This is a genomic window from Pseudomonas sp. FP2309 (assembly GCF_030687575.1).
Taxonomy (GTDB): Bacteria; Pseudomonadota; Gammaproteobacteria; order Pseudomonadales; family Pseudomonadaceae; genus Aquipseudomonas.
On record NZ_CP117439.1, the window covers coordinates 4,616,219 to 4,632,182 of the forward strand.

A 15,964-nucleotide genomic window follows, 5' to 3' on the forward strand; every position below is an offset into this window, starting at 1 on the left:
TAACGCGGGGCGCCTTGCGCGCCCCGTCGATTGGTAAAGGTTGGAACTTAGATCGCTTTGAGCGTGCCTTTTGGCAGCGTGGCGGCGATGGCGCCCTTCTGGAACTTCATTTCCACGGTGTCGGAAACTTCCAGAACCACGAAAGCATCGGAAACCTTGGTGATCTTGCCGGCGATGCCGCCAGTGGTCACGACTTCGTCACCTTTCTGCAGGCTGCCGAGCAGGTTTTTCTGCTCTTTGGCACGCTTGGCCTGTGGACGCCAGATCATCAGGTAGAAGATAACCAGGAAGCCGACCAGGAAAATCCACTCGAAACCACCACCCATAGGGCCAGCAGCGGCAGGCGCGGCAGCATCAGCCATGGCGTTAGAGATAAAAAAGCTCATTTAGCACTCCAGTTGCAAATAGTGAATCTTAGGGTCGGAAAACTCAGTCCAAGGGCGGCACAGGGAGCCCGCGCTTGGCATAGAAGGCATCGACGAAGGCGGCCAATGTACCCTGTTGAATAGCCTCGCGCAAACCAGCCATCAGGACTTGGTAATGGCGCAAATTGTGGATGGTATTCAACATGCTACCCAGCATTTCCCCGCACTTGTCCAGATGGTGCAGATAAGCACGGGAGAAGTTCTGGCAGGTGTAGCAATCACAGGTTGGATCCAGCGGCGAATCATCATGGCGATGGAACGCATTACGGATCTTCAGCACGCCTGTATCGATGAACAGATGCCCATTGCGGGCATTACGGGTTGGCATCACGCAATCGAACATGTCCACACCGCGGCGCACACCCTCTACGAGATCTTCCGGTTTGCCAACGCCCATAAGGTAACGAGGTTTGTCAGCAGGCATCAGGCCCGGCAGGTAATCCAGCACCTTGATCATCTCATGCTTGGGCTCGCCCACCGACAGCCCGCCGATGGCCAGACCATCGAAGCCAATCTTGTCGAGGCCTTCCAAAGAACGCTTACGCAGGCTTTCATGCATGCCGCCCTGGACGATACCGAACAGGGCTGCGGTGCTATCGCCATGAGCATTCTTCGAGCGCTGAGCCCAGCGCAGCGACAGCTCCATGGAAATCCGCGCGACGTCTTCATCGGCAGGGTACGGCGTGCACTCGTCAAAAATCATCACGATGTCGGAGCCCAGGTCACGCTGGACCTGCATGGACTCTTCAGGCCCCATGAACACTTTGGAACCATCCACCGGCGAGGCGAAGGTCACCCCCTCCTCCTTGATCTTGCGCATGGCACCCAGGCTGAATACCTGGAAGCCGCCGGAGTCGGTAAGGATCGGGCCTTGCCACTTCATGAAATCATGCAGGTCGCCATGCTTCTTGATCACTTCGGTGCCCGGGCGAAGCCACAGGTGGAAAGTGTTGCCGAGGATGATCTCGGCGCCGGTGGCGACGATGTCGCGCGGCAGCATGCCCTTTACGGTGCCATAGGTACCGACAGGCATGAACGCCGGCGTCTCCACGGTGCCACGCGGAAAGGTCAGGCGACCACGGCGGGCCTTGCCGTCGGTGGCCAACAGTTCAAACGACATACGACTCATAAGGTTTCCTCTGGGCCGCGTGGCGCCGGATTGCGGGTGATAAACATCGCATCACCGTAGCTGAAAAAACGGTACCCATTGTCAATGGCAGCCTGGTAAGCGGCCATGGTTTCGGGGTAACCGGCAAATGCCGACACCAGCATCAAGAGCGTGGATTCCGGCAAATGGAAGTTGGTCACCAGGCAATCGACCACGTGGAACGGCCGGCCTGGGAAAATAAAGATATCGGTGTCGCCACTGAAGGGTTTGAGCACGCCGTCACGCGCGGCGCTCTCGAGGGAGCGCACGCTGGTGGTGCCTACGGCCACGACCCGGCCGCCACGCGCCTTGCACGCAGCTACCGCATCCACGACGTCCTGGCTGACCTCCAGCCACTCGCTGTGCATATGGTGGTCTTCGATGTTATCCACACGTACCGGCTGAAACGTGCCGGCCCCCACGTGCAGGGTCACATAAGCGGTCTCGACGCCCTTGGCGGCGATGGCATCCAGTAGCGGTCGATCGAAATGCAGCCCGGCCGTTGGCGCGGCAACAGCGCCAAGGCGCTGGGAGTACACCGTCTGATAACGTTCGCGATCCGAGTCTTCGTCAGGACGGTCGATATAAGGAGGCAGCGGCATATGGCCGACGCGCTCCAAGAGCGGCAATACCTCCTCGGCGAACTTGAGTTCGAACAGCGCGTCATGGCGCGCAACCATTTGCGCTTCGCCACCGCCATCGATCAGCAGGCTCGACCCCGGCTTCGGCGATTTGCTGGAGCGCACATGCGCCAGCACGCGATGACTGTCGAGTACACGCTCCACCAGAATTTCCAGCTTGCCGCCGGACGCTTTCTGGCCAAACAGCCGTGCAGGGATCACCCGTGTGTTGTTGAATACCATCAAATCGCCGGGGCGCAAATGCTCAAGCAAATCAGTGAATTGACGGTGTGCAAGGGCACCGCTGACCCCGTCCAGGGTCAGCAGTCGACTGGCGCGACGCTCGGCCAACGGGTGGCGAGCAATCAGCGAATCAGGGAGCTCAAAAGTAAAGTCAGCAACGCGCATGATGGGGTTCGTCTAGCAGGGCCGGGAAGTCTAGCGGAAATAGTGAAAATAGACCATGAAACGTGATTGACCAACGGTAATCTCATCTCTATACTTCGCCGCCATTGAGCCCTGATGGCGGAATTGGTAGACGCGGCGGATTCAAAATCCGTTTTCGAAAGGAGTGGGAGTTCGAGTCTCCCTCGGGGCACCATCTTAAAGAAAGACCTTGAATATCAAGGTCTTTTTTTTCGTCTGTAGAAAAGCTGGAAACGTCCCCAGAAGCTGCCGTGGCCCTCAGAGAGAGAGATAATGAGAAGCCGCCACCAAGGAGCTGGGCAGCCCCTAAAACTGAGTGAACGACCTCACAGGCCGCAGACGTCCTTCGACTGCGCCACCTTCTCACTGGCAAACCACTCTGCCAGGCCGACCACACCTCTAGACTCAGATACAGGTCTTATAGACTTGGCGGACGGGCACTGCGCCTCTGGTATAAGCGTCCGAGCTACACTCCCTTGCAACTCAAACCTTAATCCGTTTAAACCACTGGTTCACACGCTCGCAATCAAACGCGACTGGATCAAAGACATCGCCATGCCATTCAACCATGGCGTCATGCTCTGAATGATCGGGGTTGCCCATCGCCTCCAGAAACTCCTCGTAACCAGGCCCGCCGCCCACATCTTCCGGTGGGCAAGCATTGGCGCCGTCGATGCAGTACGGCACTTGAAGACAGGCAATAGCGGGTAGCGTTTTTTCGACCTTGATACAGTGATGCCAACTGTCATCAAAGTCGTAGAGATAATTGAATGTCCGTTTTCCGTTCAGCGTCTTAATCAGCGTTTTACGGGCTTCCGGGTTCACCGTCGGCCCCCAGCCATCAGGGTCGGGCATGCCGTAATTCTCACCAGCAATTTCAAACTCATGCAGACGGCTATCACTCCAGCCCATCACGACCTGGATGACAGGGTGCAATTTGCCCAAGGTGATGTTTTCAGGTACCGCGAACCGACGCCAAATCTTCGGAGTGATCCACTTCAGCTCGATGTGTAGCAATAACAGGTCGGGGGCGGGTTTGGGCAAACTGACGGTTTTAACCATGGGTCAGGCGGCCTCGCAATGTTCAGAGTGGTTCAACGATATGTTACAGGACAGCAACTCGCTCACCCGATTGACCGGGTGTTCGGCAATGCGCTCAAGCACGTAGGTCAAATAGGCCTGTGGGTTTAACCCGTTTAACTTGGCAGTACCTACCAGGCTGTAAATCGCAGCGGCTCGTTCTCCGCCGGCATCGGAACCGACAAACAGGTAATTCTTGCGGCCCAATGCGACGGAGCGTAGCGCCCGCTCGGCGGCGTTGTTGTCGATTTCGACCCGGCCGTCATCGCCGTCGCGCGTTAAGGCCTGCCACCGATTGAGGGTATAAAAGGTTGCCCCGCCCAATGCCGACTTTTTCGACAGCTGAGTCAGCGTCTGGTTAAGCCATGCGTGCAGGTGCTCCAGCAGCGGACTGGCTCGATTTTGGCGAACCGTTTTTCGCAGGTTGGGCGGCTGCACTCGAATCTCGCTTTCGATGGCATACAGGGCCGCAATCCGTTGCAGCGCCTCGGCGAGGGGTGAAGCCTGGTCTTTGCAGACCTCGTAAAACTTGCGGCGAGCGTGAGCCCAGCACGCGGCGTCCTCAACAGTGCCTGTGGCATACAACTGAGCAAAAGCAGCCTGCAAGATCCCGCTAAAGCCCTTGAGATGAGCGCGCGGATGTTGCCCCTTGCCATATGCCCACGGGCGAGCCGTTTTGGTCTTGCCGTTGCCCGGCGCGAGCACGCCAATCGGCGTGTCGTCGGCATGGACTTTGTGATCGCTCATGACGTGGTGCTCAAGGACGTTCTGAGCAACTGACTGCTCTGGCCCATCCAGTCGGCCAGGGGGAAGCGTCTGCGGATCGGGGGCGCGTGATACGCAGCTTGCGACCTCAACTGCGAACTCGGAATGACACTTTGCCTGTGGCTGGACGAAGGGAGTACGCGTTAGTTATCGCTGAAGCTTGTGCGTACTGGGTTGCGCTGTGCACTTTCCGAGCGCCCAAAACAAAACCCCTGTCTGCGTAAGCAAACAGGGGTTCTGGAATTTAATCTTGACGATGACCTACTCTCACATGGGGAAACCCCACACTACCATCGGCGATGCATCGTTTCACTACTGAGTTCGGGATGGGATCAGGTGGTTCCAATGCTCTATGGTCGTCAAGAAATTCGGGTACTGACTCGTGACCAAACGGCCTCGCTTCAGCAAATCGGGTATGTGACAGCCTTCGGTGTTTTGCGATCTACAAACTTTCGGTTCGTCTCGTCTTCACACACCGCAATCTGATGCCCTTTCAGGTTCTCAAATTGCTTGGGTGTTATATGGTCAAGCCTCACGGGCAATTAGTATTGGTTAGCTCAACGCCTCACAGCGCTTACACACCCAACCTATCAACGTCGTAGTCTTCGACGGCCCTTCAGGGAACTCAAGGTTCCAGTGAGATCTCATCTTGAGGCTAGTTTCCCGCTTAGATGCTTTCAGCGGTTATCTATTCCGAACATAGCTACCCGGCAATGCCACTGGCGTGACAACCGGAACACCAGAGGTTCGTCCACTCCGGTCCTCTCGTACTAGGAGCAGCCCCTCTCAAATCTCAAACGTCCACGGCAGATAGGGACCGAACTGTCTCACGACGTTCTAAACCCAGCTCGCGTACCACTTTAAATGGCGAACAGCCATACCCTTGGGACCGGCTTCAGCCCCAGGATGTGATGAGCCGACATCGAGGTGCCAAACACCGCCGTCGATATGAACTCTTGGGCGGTATCAGCCTGTTATCCCCGGAGTACCTTTTATCCGTTGAGCGATGGCCCTTCCATACAGAACCACCGGATCACTAAGACCTACTTTCGTACCTGCTCGACGTGTCTGTCTCGCAGTCAAGCGCGCTTTTGCCTTTATACTCTACGACCGATTTCCGACCGGTCTGAGCGCACCTTCGTACTCCTCCGTTACTCTTTAGGAGGAGACCGCCCCAGTCAAACTACCCACCATACACTGTCCTCGATCCGGATAACGGACCTGAGTTAGAACCTCAAAGTTGCCAGGGTGGTATTTCAAGGTTGGCTCCACGCGAACTGGCGTCCACGCTTCAAAGCCTCCCACCTATCCTACACAAGCAAATTCAAAGTCCAGTGCAAAGCTATAGTAAAGGTTCACGGGGTCTTTCCGTCTAGCCGCGGATACACTGCATCTTCACAGCGATTTCAATTTCACTGAGTCTCGGGTGGAGACAGCGCCGCCATCGTTACGCCATTCGTGCAGGTCGGAACTTACCCGACAAGGAATTTCGCTACCTTAGGACCGTTATAGTTACGGCCGCCGTTTACCGGGGCTTCGATCAAGAGCTTCGCGTTAGCTAACCCCATCAATTAACCTTCCGGCACCGGGCAGGCGTCACACCCTATACGTCCACTTTCGTGTTTGCAGAGTGCTGTGTTTTTAATAAACAGTCGCAGCGGCCTGGTATCTTCGACCGGCATGAGCTTACGGAGCAAGTCCTTCACCCTCACCGGCGCACCTTCTCCCGAAGTTACGGTGCCATTTTGCCTAGTTCCTTCACCCGAGTTCTCTCAAGCGCCTTGGTATTCTCTACCCAACCACCTGTGTCGGTTTGGGGTACGGTTCCTGGTTACCTGAAGCTTAGAAGCTTTTCTTGGAAGCATGGCATCAACCACTTCGTTAACTAAAAGTTAACTCGTCATCAGCTCTCGGCCTTAGAATCCCGGATTTACCTAAGATTCCAGCCTACCACCTTAAACTTGGACAACCAACGCCAAGCTGGCCTAGCCTTCTCCGTCCCTCCATCGCAATAACCAGAAGTACAGGAATATTAACCTGTTTTCCATCGACTACGCTTTTCAGCCTCGCCTTAGGGACCGACTAACCCTGCGTCGATTAACGTTGCGCAGGAAACCTTGGTCTTTCGGCGTGGGTGTTTTTCACACCCATTGTCGTTACTCATGTCAGCATTCGCACTTCTGATACCTCCAGCAAGCTTCTCAACTCACCTTCACAGGCTTACAGAACGCTCCTCTACCGCATCACTTACGTGATACCCGTAGCTTCGGTGTATGGTTTAGCCCCGTTACATCTTCCGCGCAGGCCGACTCGACTAGTGAGCTATTACGCTTTCTTTAAAGGGTGGCTGCTTCTAAGCCAACCTCCTAGCTGTCTAAGCCTTCCCACATCGTTTCCCACTTAACCATAACTTTGGGACCTTAGCTGACGGTCTGGGTTGTTTCCCTTTTCACGACGGACGTTAGCACCCGCCGTGTGTCTCCCATGCTCGGCACTTGTAGGTATTCGGAGTTTGCATCGGTTTGGTAAGTCGGGATGACCCCCTAGCCGAAACAGTGCTCTACCCCCTACAGTGATACATGAGGCGCTACCTAAATAGCTTTCGAGGAGAACCAGCTATCTCCGAGCTTGATTAGCCTTTCACTCCGATCCACAGGTCATCCGCTAACTTTTCAACGGTAGTCGGTTCGGTCCTCCAGTTAGTGTTACCCAACCTTCAACCTGCCCATGGATAGATCGCCCGGTTTCGGGTCTATTCCCAGCGACTAGACGCCCTATTAAGACTCGCTTTCGCTACGCCTCCCCTATTCGGTTAAGCTCGCCACTGAAAATAAGTCGCTGACCCATTATACAAAAGGTACGCAGTCACCCAACAAAGTGGGCTCCCACTGCTTGTACGCATACGGTTTCAGGATCTATTTCACTCCCCTCTCCGGGGTTCTTTTCGCCTTTCCCTCACGGTACTAGTTCACTATCGGTCAGTCAGTAGTATTTAGCCTTGGAGGATGGTCCCCCCATATTCAGACAAAGTTTCTCGTGCTCCGTCCTACTCGATTTCATGACTAAGAGATTTTCGCGTACAGGGCTATCACCCACTATGGCCGCACTTTCCAGAGCGTTCCGCTAATCTCAAAGCCACTTAAGGGCTAGTCCCCGTTCGCTCGCCACTACTAAGGGAATCTCGGTTGATTTCTTTTCCTCAGGGTACTTAGATGTTTCAGTTCCCCTGGTTCGCCTCTTGCACCTATGTATTCAGTACAAGATAACCATCTTATGATGGCTGGGTTCCCCCATTCAGACATCTCCGGATCAAAGTCTGTTTGCCGACTCCCCGAAGCTTTTCGCAGGCTACCACGTCTTTCATCGCCTCTGACTGCCAAGGCATCCACCGTATGCGCTTCTTCACTTGACCATATAACCCCAAGCAATCTGGTTATACTGTGAAGACAACATTCGCCGAAAATTTGTAATGAATCACAAATTTTACCTTAGCCTGATCCGTTACCAGTGAAAGTAACGTTCAGTCTATCTTTCTATCACATACCCAAATTTTTAAAGAACGATCTAGTCAAAGACTAGAAATCAACATTCACCATCATCACAATGGAATGCTCATTTCTAAGCTTTCGTACGTCAGAAGCAGTAGTGGTGGAGCCAAACGGGATCGAACCGTTGACCTCCTGCGTGCAAGGCAGGCGCTCTCCCAGCTGAGCTATGGCCCCATATTTCTACAGGCGTTTCCCACACAAAATTGGTGGGTCTGGGCAGATTCGAACTGCCGACCTCACCCTTATCAGGGGTGCGCTCTAACCAACTGAGCTACAGACCCAATTTCGGGCTGCTTCTTATCGTCTTCTTCAATGAATCAAGCAATTCGTGTGGGAACTTATGGAGCAGCTGATGTCGTCGATTAAGGAGGTGATCCAGCCGCAGGTTCCCCTACGGCTACCTTGTTACGACTTCACCCCAGTCATGAATCACACCGTGGTAACCGTCCTCCCGAAGGTTAGACTAGCTACTTCTGGTGCAACCCACTCCCATGGTGTGACGGGCGGTGTGTACAAGGCCCGGGAACGTATTCACCGCGACATTCTGATTCGCGATTACTAGCGATTCCGACTTCACGCAGTCGAGTTGCAGACTGCGATCCGGACTACGATCGGTTTTGTGGGATTAGCTCCACCTCGCGGCTTGGCAACCCTCTGTACCGACCATTGTAGCACGTGTGTAGCCCAGGCCGTAAGGGCCATGATGACTTGACGTCATCCCCACCTTCCTCCGGTTTGTCACCGGCAGTCTCCTTAGAGTGCCCACCATTACGTGCTGGTAACTAAGGACAAGGGTTGCGCTCGTTACGGGACTTAACCCAACATCTCACGACACGAGCTGACGACAGCCATGCAGCACCTGTCTCAATGTTCCCGAAGGCACCAATCTATCTCTAGAAAGTTCATTGGATGTCAAGGCCTGGTAAGGTTCTTCGCGTTGCTTCGAATTAAACCACATGCTCCACCGCTTGTGCGGGCCCCCGTCAATTCATTTGAGTTTTAACCTTGCGGCCGTACTCCCCAGGCGGTCAACTTAATGCGTTAGCTGCGCCACTAAGAGCTCAAGGCTCCCAACGGCTAGTTGACATCGTTTACGGCGTGGACTACCAGGGTATCTAATCCTGTTTGCTCCCCACGCTTTCGCACCTCAGTGTCAGTGTTGGTCCAGGTGGTCGCCTTCGCCACTGGTGTTCCTTCCTATATCTACGCATTTCACCGCTACACAGGAAATTCCACCACCCTCTACCACACTCTAGTCAGTCAGTTTTGAATGCAGTTCCCAGGTTGAGCCCGGGGATTTCACATCCAACTTAACAAACCACCTACGCGCGCTTTACGCCCAGTAATTCCGATTAACGCTTGCACCCTCTGTATTACCGCGGCTGCTGGCACAGAGTTAGCCGGTGCTTATTCTGTCGGTAACGTCAAAACAATCACGTATTAGGTAACTGCCCTTCCTCCCAACTTAAAGTGCTTTACAATCCGAAGACCTTCTTCACACACGCGGCATGGCTGGATCAGGCTTTCGCCCATTGTCCAATATTCCCCACTGCTGCCTCCCGTAGGAGTCTGGACCGTGTCTCAGTTCCAGTGTGACTGATCATCCTCTCAGACCAGTTACGGATCGTCGCCTTGGTGAGCCATTACCTCACCAACTAGCTAATCCGACCTAGGCTCATCTGATAGCGCAAGGCCCGAAGGTCCCCTGCTTTCTCCCGTAGGACGTATGCGGTATTAGCGTCCGTTTCCGAACGTTATCCCCCACTACCAGGCAGATTCCTAGGCATTACTCACCCGTCCGCCGCTCTCAAGAGAAGCAAGCTTCTCTCTACCGCTCGACTTGCATGTGTTAGGCCTGCCGCCAGCGTTCAATCTGAGCCATGATCAAACTCTTCAGTTCAAACATCTTTGGGTTTTTAAGAAACCCTAAACTTGGCTCAGCAATCGTTGGTTACATCTTTGATTTCTCGCGGAGTAACTTGTGATGCTGATAATCTTGTTGACTATCAGTCTGACTCCACAAGCACCCACACGAATTGCTTGATTCAGTTGTTAAAGAGCGGTTGGTTAAGAGCTTTCGTCTCAACCGAGGCGCGCATTCTACAGCAGCCTCATTTGCTGTCAAGTGATTATTTTCAGAAGCTTTCGAAGATTTCTCCAACAACTTCAACCACTTGCGCTTCAGATCTCTCTTCAGCGGGAGGCGAATACTACAGCATTGAATTTCCGGGTCAACCCCAAGACTGAAATTCTTTGTTCTTTTATAAAGAAAACGAGCCTGTCTCTATTACATGGACAGCAGGCGGATAACGCCCGCGATGAAAGTCGGGCACGTAATCGGACGTCGTGCAACTCCTTGAGAGCTTCAATCACTCAGCAAAGGCCGCGTATTCAGGCCGATCATCAGGAGGTCAGGGCCAGGCCGTTCGCCATCAGGGTCTTTTTTTTCACACACAGAACAGTAATCATCGCCCCCCCACCCCAGAGGAACCGTCCCCATGGAATTAACGCTGGAAGCTGTTGCGCTTTTCGCCCTTAAACTCGTGCACGAGGAGGACGGCGGCAGCCCGGTGTTGAGAGACGACCCGGTGATGGACGGATATGAGCGGGAGGTGTTTGGGTTGCTCGTACGGCAAGGGGACTTGTCGGGAGTTCTGCTGAAGATCGATGAATGTGTGGCGCAGGCGCTGGGGGTCGTGGGTGGCGCGAGTACGGTGTTGGGGCGAGAGTTGGAGCGGTTGGCAGATGAGGCGCAACAAGCCGCTACGCTGCAGGAACTGAACCCACCGCTCGAAGCGCTCAAGCACTACCTTAAAGCCATCCAATAATTGACTGTACGATTACCAGATTTCTTTTCATTACCAAGGTGCGTGGCCGCCATCTCATGAGCAATCCAAGGCGGAGTCTTGATGCAATGAACCCACGATGCGCCCCCTTAGTGCTCCGTCAACACCGCCCGCCCATGGCACACACCACGGCAGCCATTGCCGCATACAGATCCGAACGAAACACCAAAACCGAAAAGAACACGCTTTCAGCCCGCCGCTCAATGCACAGTCATCAACGACAAAGCTTTGAATCCACGCCGCTGTCCCGTTTCTTCTGCCCATCCGTGGGATATGGGTTTCAGCGAAGCCAAAGCCGCCTGAATCTCCTGAAGCCACTGTTCTGACGGCGTTGCATCGCATGAACGCGACCACCACACCGTTAACGGGTTCGGTGTAGGCTCAGCCCCTCAACCCTTCGTAACCCCTTCCACCAACACTCGCTGCCCCGCCTGTGTCACGTCATACACCTCCTGCCCACAGCGCTCGTCCTTGAACTGAAACTCCACCAAATACACCTTGCCCTTCTGCGGGCTGAACGTACTCATCAATGGACCGCAACGGTAATAAACCCCGTTGCCCTGGCTCCCGGCCGTGCTGGACACAGTCAGCTTCCTGGCGGGATCCGCCTGGATCTCCAACTGCGGGAAACGCTTGAACCCAGCACTGGCCACGGTCTGGTTGAGCTTGGCGATCCAATTGAAGACTTTGCCTTCGCCGGTATCCATCACGGTGCCGAGGGTTTCCAGGCGTGGATCGGGGTCGCCTTCGCGGCGGATGGCGAATTCGACGGGGTTGGTGCCTCCGCTGGCTTTCATGATGACTTTGGCGTGCTCAGCGTCGACGGTTACGCTTTTCTGGCGCAGCTGGATGCCATCCTTGAGCAGGCTGGGGGATGAGTCGCGTTGGTTGGATTGGCAGGCGCAAAGGGCCAGCACGAGTGAGAGCAGTGCGATTCGCTTCATTTGTGGATGTCCTTATCGTAAAAAGTCAGGGATGACAGGGGCCGGTGTTTAAACAAAATACCCAAGAGGCAAAACAGCTACTTGGACTGAAAGGTCTCAAGGTACGCCAGGATGTTGTCAATTTTCTCCCGGTCACTGATCCCCCAGAAAATCATCCGCGTACCGCTCACCACTTTTTTCGGAGCTTCTATATAGGCGGCAAGTTTGTCGCGGGTCCAGACCACGCCGGAGTTTTTCATCGCATCGGAGTATTGATAGTCGGAAGTGGTGCCGGCAGGCCTTCCGATAATACGGTTGAGTTGCGGGCCAAACCCACCGCGAGCGCCCTCGCCCACGCTATGGCAGCCGCCGCAGGTCTTGGTGAAGAGCTTGCCGCCCGCCTCGGCATCGCCGGCCGCGAAGGTGGCCTGGGTGTTGAGGATCAGGGCGAGGATGAACAGGACGTACTTCATGGTGACTCCACATCGGCTGGTGCGGCGATTATGCCGTTTTATCAGGTGCGGATGCCCATCCAGATACCGCTTCGGCCCAGGCTGCGCTAGTCGGCAAAGACGCACCCTAGAGCCTCTGAATTGACCACCCATCGTTTAACGTTTATCCAATCGAACCTAAACGGCCACATCCCACTCCATCTTACTGAACCCCGATGGTGGAGTAAGGATCATGGCTCAGCCATCGATTTTAGTGCTGGAAGACGACGAGATCATTCGTTCGTTAATGGTGGACGTACTGGAGGAATTTGGTGCCCACGTCACGTCATTTCCTTCGGCGGATGAAGGGATGATTTTCCTGGAGCGCGATGATGAACAGGTGGACCTGATCGTTAGCGATATCCAGATGCCTGGCCTGTTGAACGGCTATGACTTGAGCCGGGTGGTAGCCCATCGTTGGCCCACCGTGCCAGTGTTGCTAACCTCGGGAAATAAGGCCATGGCTTCGCAATTGGGCAGCCGAGTGCGTTTTTTGCCCAAGCCGTGGAGCACCGAGCATCTCTTGGAATGTGTACAGACGGCACTGACTTCGCCCATGCATTGATAGCTTCGCGATATCACTTAAACCGAACTTCAAGCCAGACATTGCGGTCATTAGTGAACAGCGAGCGACTTTTCTGATCCGCTGGTCAGGCTTTTCGCCTTGTGCGTTCAGCAAATGGCCATGAGCTGTGTAGAATCGTCGCCCATTTCTACGCGTCACTCATGGCCGGCAGGCCCACAGTTCGAGCTTATTGAATGCATTCACAGGCCCATGACGTTGGTGCGCCATCATTGCTGGAAGCGTTGCGCACGGGCACTGCGCGCCTGCATGTAGACCTGGAAAAACGCCTGCCGTTTTTCTGCGAGCGCCTGGATGCGCACTGGTACCGACACCTACTCCAGGCGTACTACGGCTTCTATCAGCCGATGGAAGCCGCGTTGCGTGACGCAGCGTTGATTCCCGCTGGATTCGACCAAGTACAACGTGTGAAAACGCCAACACTGTTGCGCGATCTTCACGCACTGGGTTTGAGTGAGGACGCTATCAACGCTCTGCCTCGCGCGACCGACCTGCCGTGCCTCGACACCCCCGCCGCCTGCCTCGGCACCCTGTATGTGCTGGAAGGCGCGACCCTGGGGGGCAAAGTGCTGCGTCGAGAAATGGTCACGCGTCTGGCCCTGGACGCCGATAACGGCGCTGGGTTTCTCAATGTGTACGGTGCCGAGACCGGTCGACGCTGGAACGATTTTCTCGATTACCTGGGTCACCAGCCGCTGGACGCAGCTGCCAAGCAGCGCGCGGTGGACGCGGCCCGTTCGACATTCCGCTGCTTTGAGCAATGGCTCGACAGCCAGGAGGTACTGCTATGAAAACCGACGAATTCGAAGAGCTGCTTGCCAACTGCGCCGACGAGCCTATTCGCTTTCCAGGGGCAATACAGCCCCACGGAGTGTTGCTGACCCTGTCCGATCCAGACCTACGGATCATTCAGGTCAGTGCCAACGTCGCCGACCTGTTCAACCAAGCCCCCGAGGCGCTGCTGGGCGAGCCGCTGCACACGCTGCTGGGCACCGACGCCGCTGTGGCCGTGCAACGCCTGGTCGAGTGCAATAATTTCATCGACGCACCATCACTGCATGTAACCTTTAACGACACCACGTTCGACGGCCTGTTACATCGCCATCAGGGCGTGTGGGTGTTGGAGTTCGAGCCCTTGCTGGAGGACTTCCAGCCGCGGATCGTGAAAGGTCCCACTAGCGGGCTGAGCAAGATGCTGCGACGTTTGCAGGCAGCGAAAACCCTGCAAGCGCTGTACGAAATCAGCGTGAATGAAATCCAGGCCATGACCGGTTACGACCGCGTGCTGATCTACCGCTTCGAGGACGAAGGCCACGGCCAGGTGATCGCCGAAGCGTCGTCGCCGTCCATGGAGCTGTTCAATGGGCTGTTCTTCCCCGCGTCCGACATCCCCGAGCAGGCCCGCGAGTTGTATCGCATCAACTGGCTACGCATTATTCCCAACGCTGCCTACGAGCCGGTGCCGCTGGTGCCCAAGCTGCGCCCCGACACCGGCGAGCCGCTGGACCTGAGCTTCTCCACCCTGCGCAGCGTGTCGCCGATTCATTGTCAGTACATGCAGAACATGGGCGTGTTGTCGTCCATGAGCATCTCGCTGATGAAGGGCGACAAACTCTGGGGCTTGATCAGTTGCGGCAACCGCGAGCCGCTGCTGGTGCCCAACGAGTTGCGCACCGCCTGCCAGACCATCGGCCAGGTGCTGTCGCTCCAGATCAGTGCCATGGAAGCGTTGGACCTGAGCCGTCAGCGCGAAGAAAAAGTCGAAGCCTTGGCACAGTTGGACCAAACGATGAAGGCTTCGGAACACAACGTGTTCGATGGCCTGGCCCGATGTGGCCAATTGCTGATGGACCTGACCCTGTCCGGCGGCGTGGCGATCATCGAGGACAAACAACTGCACCGCTACGGCAACTGCCCGGAACCGGCGCAGATCCGCGCGCTGCACCAGTGGTTGCAGGCGAGTGGCGGGCCCGTGTTTTCCAGCCATAACCTGGCGTCGGTGTACCCCCCGGCCGCCGAATTCCAGCAAGTGGCCAGTGGGGTCTTGGCCATGAGCCTGCCCAAACCTGTTGATAACGGCGTGCTGTGGTTCCGCCCGGAAGTCAAAGAGAACATCAATTGGAGCGGCGACCCGAACAAGCCGCTGAATCTGGAAACCTGCGACGCAGGGCTGCGTCTTCGCCCACGCACCTCGTTTGAAATCTGGAAAGTTGAAATGGCCGGCATCTCCACCAAGTGGAGCCATGGCGACCTGTTCGCCGCCAATGACCTGCGTCGCTCCGCCCTGGAAAACGACCTGGCCCGTCAGGTACTGCGCGAGCAACAGGCTGTGCGGGCGCGGGACGAGTTGGTGGCGGTGGTGTCCCACGATTTACGCAACCCGATGACCGTCATCTCGATGTTGTGCGGCATGATGCAAAAGGCCTTCAGTTCCGACGGCCCACACACGTCACGACGGATTTCCTCGGCTATCGACACCATGCAGCAAGCCGCCGGGCGCATGAACGTGTTGTTGGAAGACCTGCTCGACACCTCGAAAATCGAGGCCGGGCGCTATGTGGTCAAACCGGTAGCGCTGGATGTGGGGCAAATGTTCGAAGAGGCGTACTCGCTGCTCTCGCCACTGGCGATGGAAAAAGGCATCGACCTGTCGTTCAACGCCGAACCTGGCTTGCAGATCAACGGCGACCCGGAGCGACTGTTTCAGGTGCTGTCGAACCTGATCGGCAACGCCATCAAGTTCACCCCGCGCCAGGGCAATATTGGCATCAGCGCCATGAGCAACGGCAAAGAGATCGTGTTCTCGGTACGCGATTCCGGGGAAGGCATTGCGCCGGAACAATTACCTTATGTGTTCGATCGCTATTGGACCCAGACCGAAAACAACCCAACGGGCAGCGGCTTGGGGCTGTACATCACCCAAGGCATCGTCCAGGCCCATGGCGGCAGAATTGTCGCGGAGAGTGAAGTGGGACGTGGCAGTGAGTTTCGGTTTACGGTGCCGAAGGTGGTTGAGGACTCGCATACCTGATCAGCCCCGAGCCAGGCAGGCGTGTGTGGCGATGGAATAATGTGGCGAGCGGGTTTACCCGCGTTGGGCGGCGGCGCCG

Annotated in this window: 10 protein-coding genes, 3 tRNA genes, 3 rRNA genes and 1 pseudogene; 5 read left to right on the forward strand and 12 right to left on the reverse strand. The window is 55.7% G+C overall.

Annotated elements, in window-relative coordinates; genetic code table 11:
* Nucleotides 1–47: 47 nt before the first annotated feature.
* Genes yajC through queA form a run of 3 tightly spaced genes read right to left on the reverse strand, consistent with a single transcriptional unit; the run spans nt 48 to nt 2,600 of the window.
* On the reverse strand, nt 48–386 hold the full coding sequence (gene yajC, locus PSH59_RS21235; RefSeq protein WP_003175975.1) for a preprotein translocase subunit YajC: 339 nt from the start codon (nt 384–386) through the stop codon (nt 48–50).
* Nucleotides 387–429: 43 nt separating this feature from the next.
* Nucleotides 430–1,545 carry a tRNA guanosine(34) transglycosylase Tgt gene (gene tgt, locus PSH59_RS21240; protein WP_164393827.1) on the reverse strand — a complete coding sequence of 372 codons (1,116 nt, stop codon included), beginning with the start codon at nt 1,543–1,545 and terminating at the stop codon, nt 430–432.
* A gap of 5 nt (nt 1,546–1,550) precedes the next feature.
* Complete coding sequence (gene queA / locus PSH59_RS21245) at nt 1,551–2,600, reverse strand: tRNA preQ1(34) S-adenosylmethionine ribosyltransferase-isomerase QueA (protein WP_248079781.1); 1,050 nt, start codon at nt 2,598–2,600, stop codon at nt 1,551–1,553.
* Nucleotides 2,601–2,708: 108 nt separating this feature from the next.
* Between queA and PSH59_RS21250 the strand changes: the two genes are divergently transcribed.
* Nucleotides 2,709–2,793, forward strand: a tRNA-Leu gene (locus tag PSH59_RS21250).
* Nucleotides 2,794–3,101: 308 nt separating this feature from the next.
* On the opposite strand, the gene PSH59_RS21255 is transcribed toward PSH59_RS21250, so the two are convergent.
* From PSH59_RS21255 to PSH59_RS21285, 7 genes and pseudogenes are all read right to left on the reverse strand, one after another.
* A complete protein-coding gene (locus tag PSH59_RS21255; RefSeq protein WP_305393598.1) occupies nt 3,102–3,680 on the reverse strand; it encodes a plasmid pRiA4b ORF-3 family protein in 579 nt (192 codons plus the stop codon).
* 3 nt (nt 3,681–3,683) lie between these two features.
* Nucleotides 3,684–4,513 (reverse strand): annotated as a pseudogene (locus PSH59_RS21260) (IS66 family transposase); the annotation flags it as partial.
* A 198-nt stretch (nt 4,514–4,711) separates the two neighbouring features.
* Nucleotides 4,712–4,827 (reverse strand): 5S ribosomal RNA (gene rrf, locus PSH59_RS21265).
* 157 nt (nt 4,828–4,984) lie between these two features.
* Nucleotides 4,985–7,875, reverse strand: a 23S ribosomal RNA gene (locus tag PSH59_RS21270).
* A gap of 234 nt (nt 7,876–8,109) precedes the next feature.
* Nucleotides 8,110–8,185: transfer RNA gene (locus tag PSH59_RS21275), tRNA-Ala, on the reverse strand.
* Between the two features lie 30 nt (nt 8,186–8,215).
* A tRNA-Ile gene (locus PSH59_RS21280) sits at nt 8,216–8,292 on the reverse strand.
* An 82-nt stretch (nt 8,293–8,374) separates the two neighbouring features.
* Nucleotides 8,375–9,911, reverse strand: a 16S ribosomal RNA gene (locus PSH59_RS21285).
* Together the 16S, 23S and 5S rRNA genes with 2 tRNA genes alongside form the textbook arrangement of a ribosomal RNA operon.
* A 598-nt stretch (nt 9,912–10,509) precedes the next feature.
* On the opposite strand from PSH59_RS21285, the gene PSH59_RS21290 reads away from it, so the two are divergent.
* Complete coding sequence (locus tag PSH59_RS21290; RefSeq protein WP_305393599.1) at nt 10,510–10,839, forward strand: hypothetical protein; 330 nt, start codon at nt 10,510–10,512, stop codon at nt 10,837–10,839.
* Between the two features lie 407 nt (nt 10,840–11,246).
* Here PSH59_RS21290 and PSH59_RS21295 read toward each other — a convergent pair whose 3' ends face one another.
* Both PSH59_RS21295 and PSH59_RS21300 read right to left on the reverse strand, forming a co-directional pair.
* Entirely contained in the window at nt 11,247–11,801 is a 555-nt protein-coding gene (locus PSH59_RS21295) for a hypothetical protein (RefSeq protein ID WP_305393600.1), read from the reverse strand.
* A gap of 77 nt (nt 11,802–11,878) precedes the next feature.
* On the reverse strand, nt 11,879–12,253 hold the full coding sequence (locus PSH59_RS21300) for a cytochrome c family protein (RefSeq protein ID WP_305393601.1): 375 nt from the start codon (nt 12,251–12,253) through the stop codon (nt 11,879–11,881).
* 211 nt (nt 12,254–12,464) lie between these two features.
* Between PSH59_RS21300 and PSH59_RS21305 the strand changes: the two genes are divergently transcribed.
* The 3 genes from PSH59_RS21305 to PSH59_RS21315 all read left to right on the forward strand — a co-directional run bounded on the left by PSH59_RS21305 (nt 12,465) and on the right by PSH59_RS21315 (nt 15,885).
* A complete protein-coding gene (locus PSH59_RS21305) occupies nt 12,465–12,836 on the forward strand; it encodes a response regulator (RefSeq protein WP_248083698.1) in 372 nt (123 codons plus the stop codon).
* A gap of 194 nt (nt 12,837–13,030) precedes the next feature.
* Entirely contained in the window at nt 13,031–13,645 is a 615-nt protein-coding gene (locus PSH59_RS21310) for a biliverdin-producing heme oxygenase (RefSeq protein ID WP_248083697.1), read from the forward strand.
* A complete protein-coding gene (locus tag PSH59_RS21315) occupies nt 13,642–15,885 on the forward strand; it encodes an ATP-binding protein (RefSeq protein WP_305393602.1) in 2,244 nt (747 codons plus the stop codon). The genes PSH59_RS21310 and PSH59_RS21315 overlap by 4 nt, the downstream gene beginning before the upstream one ends.
* Nucleotides 15,886–15,964 lie beyond the last annotated feature (79 nt).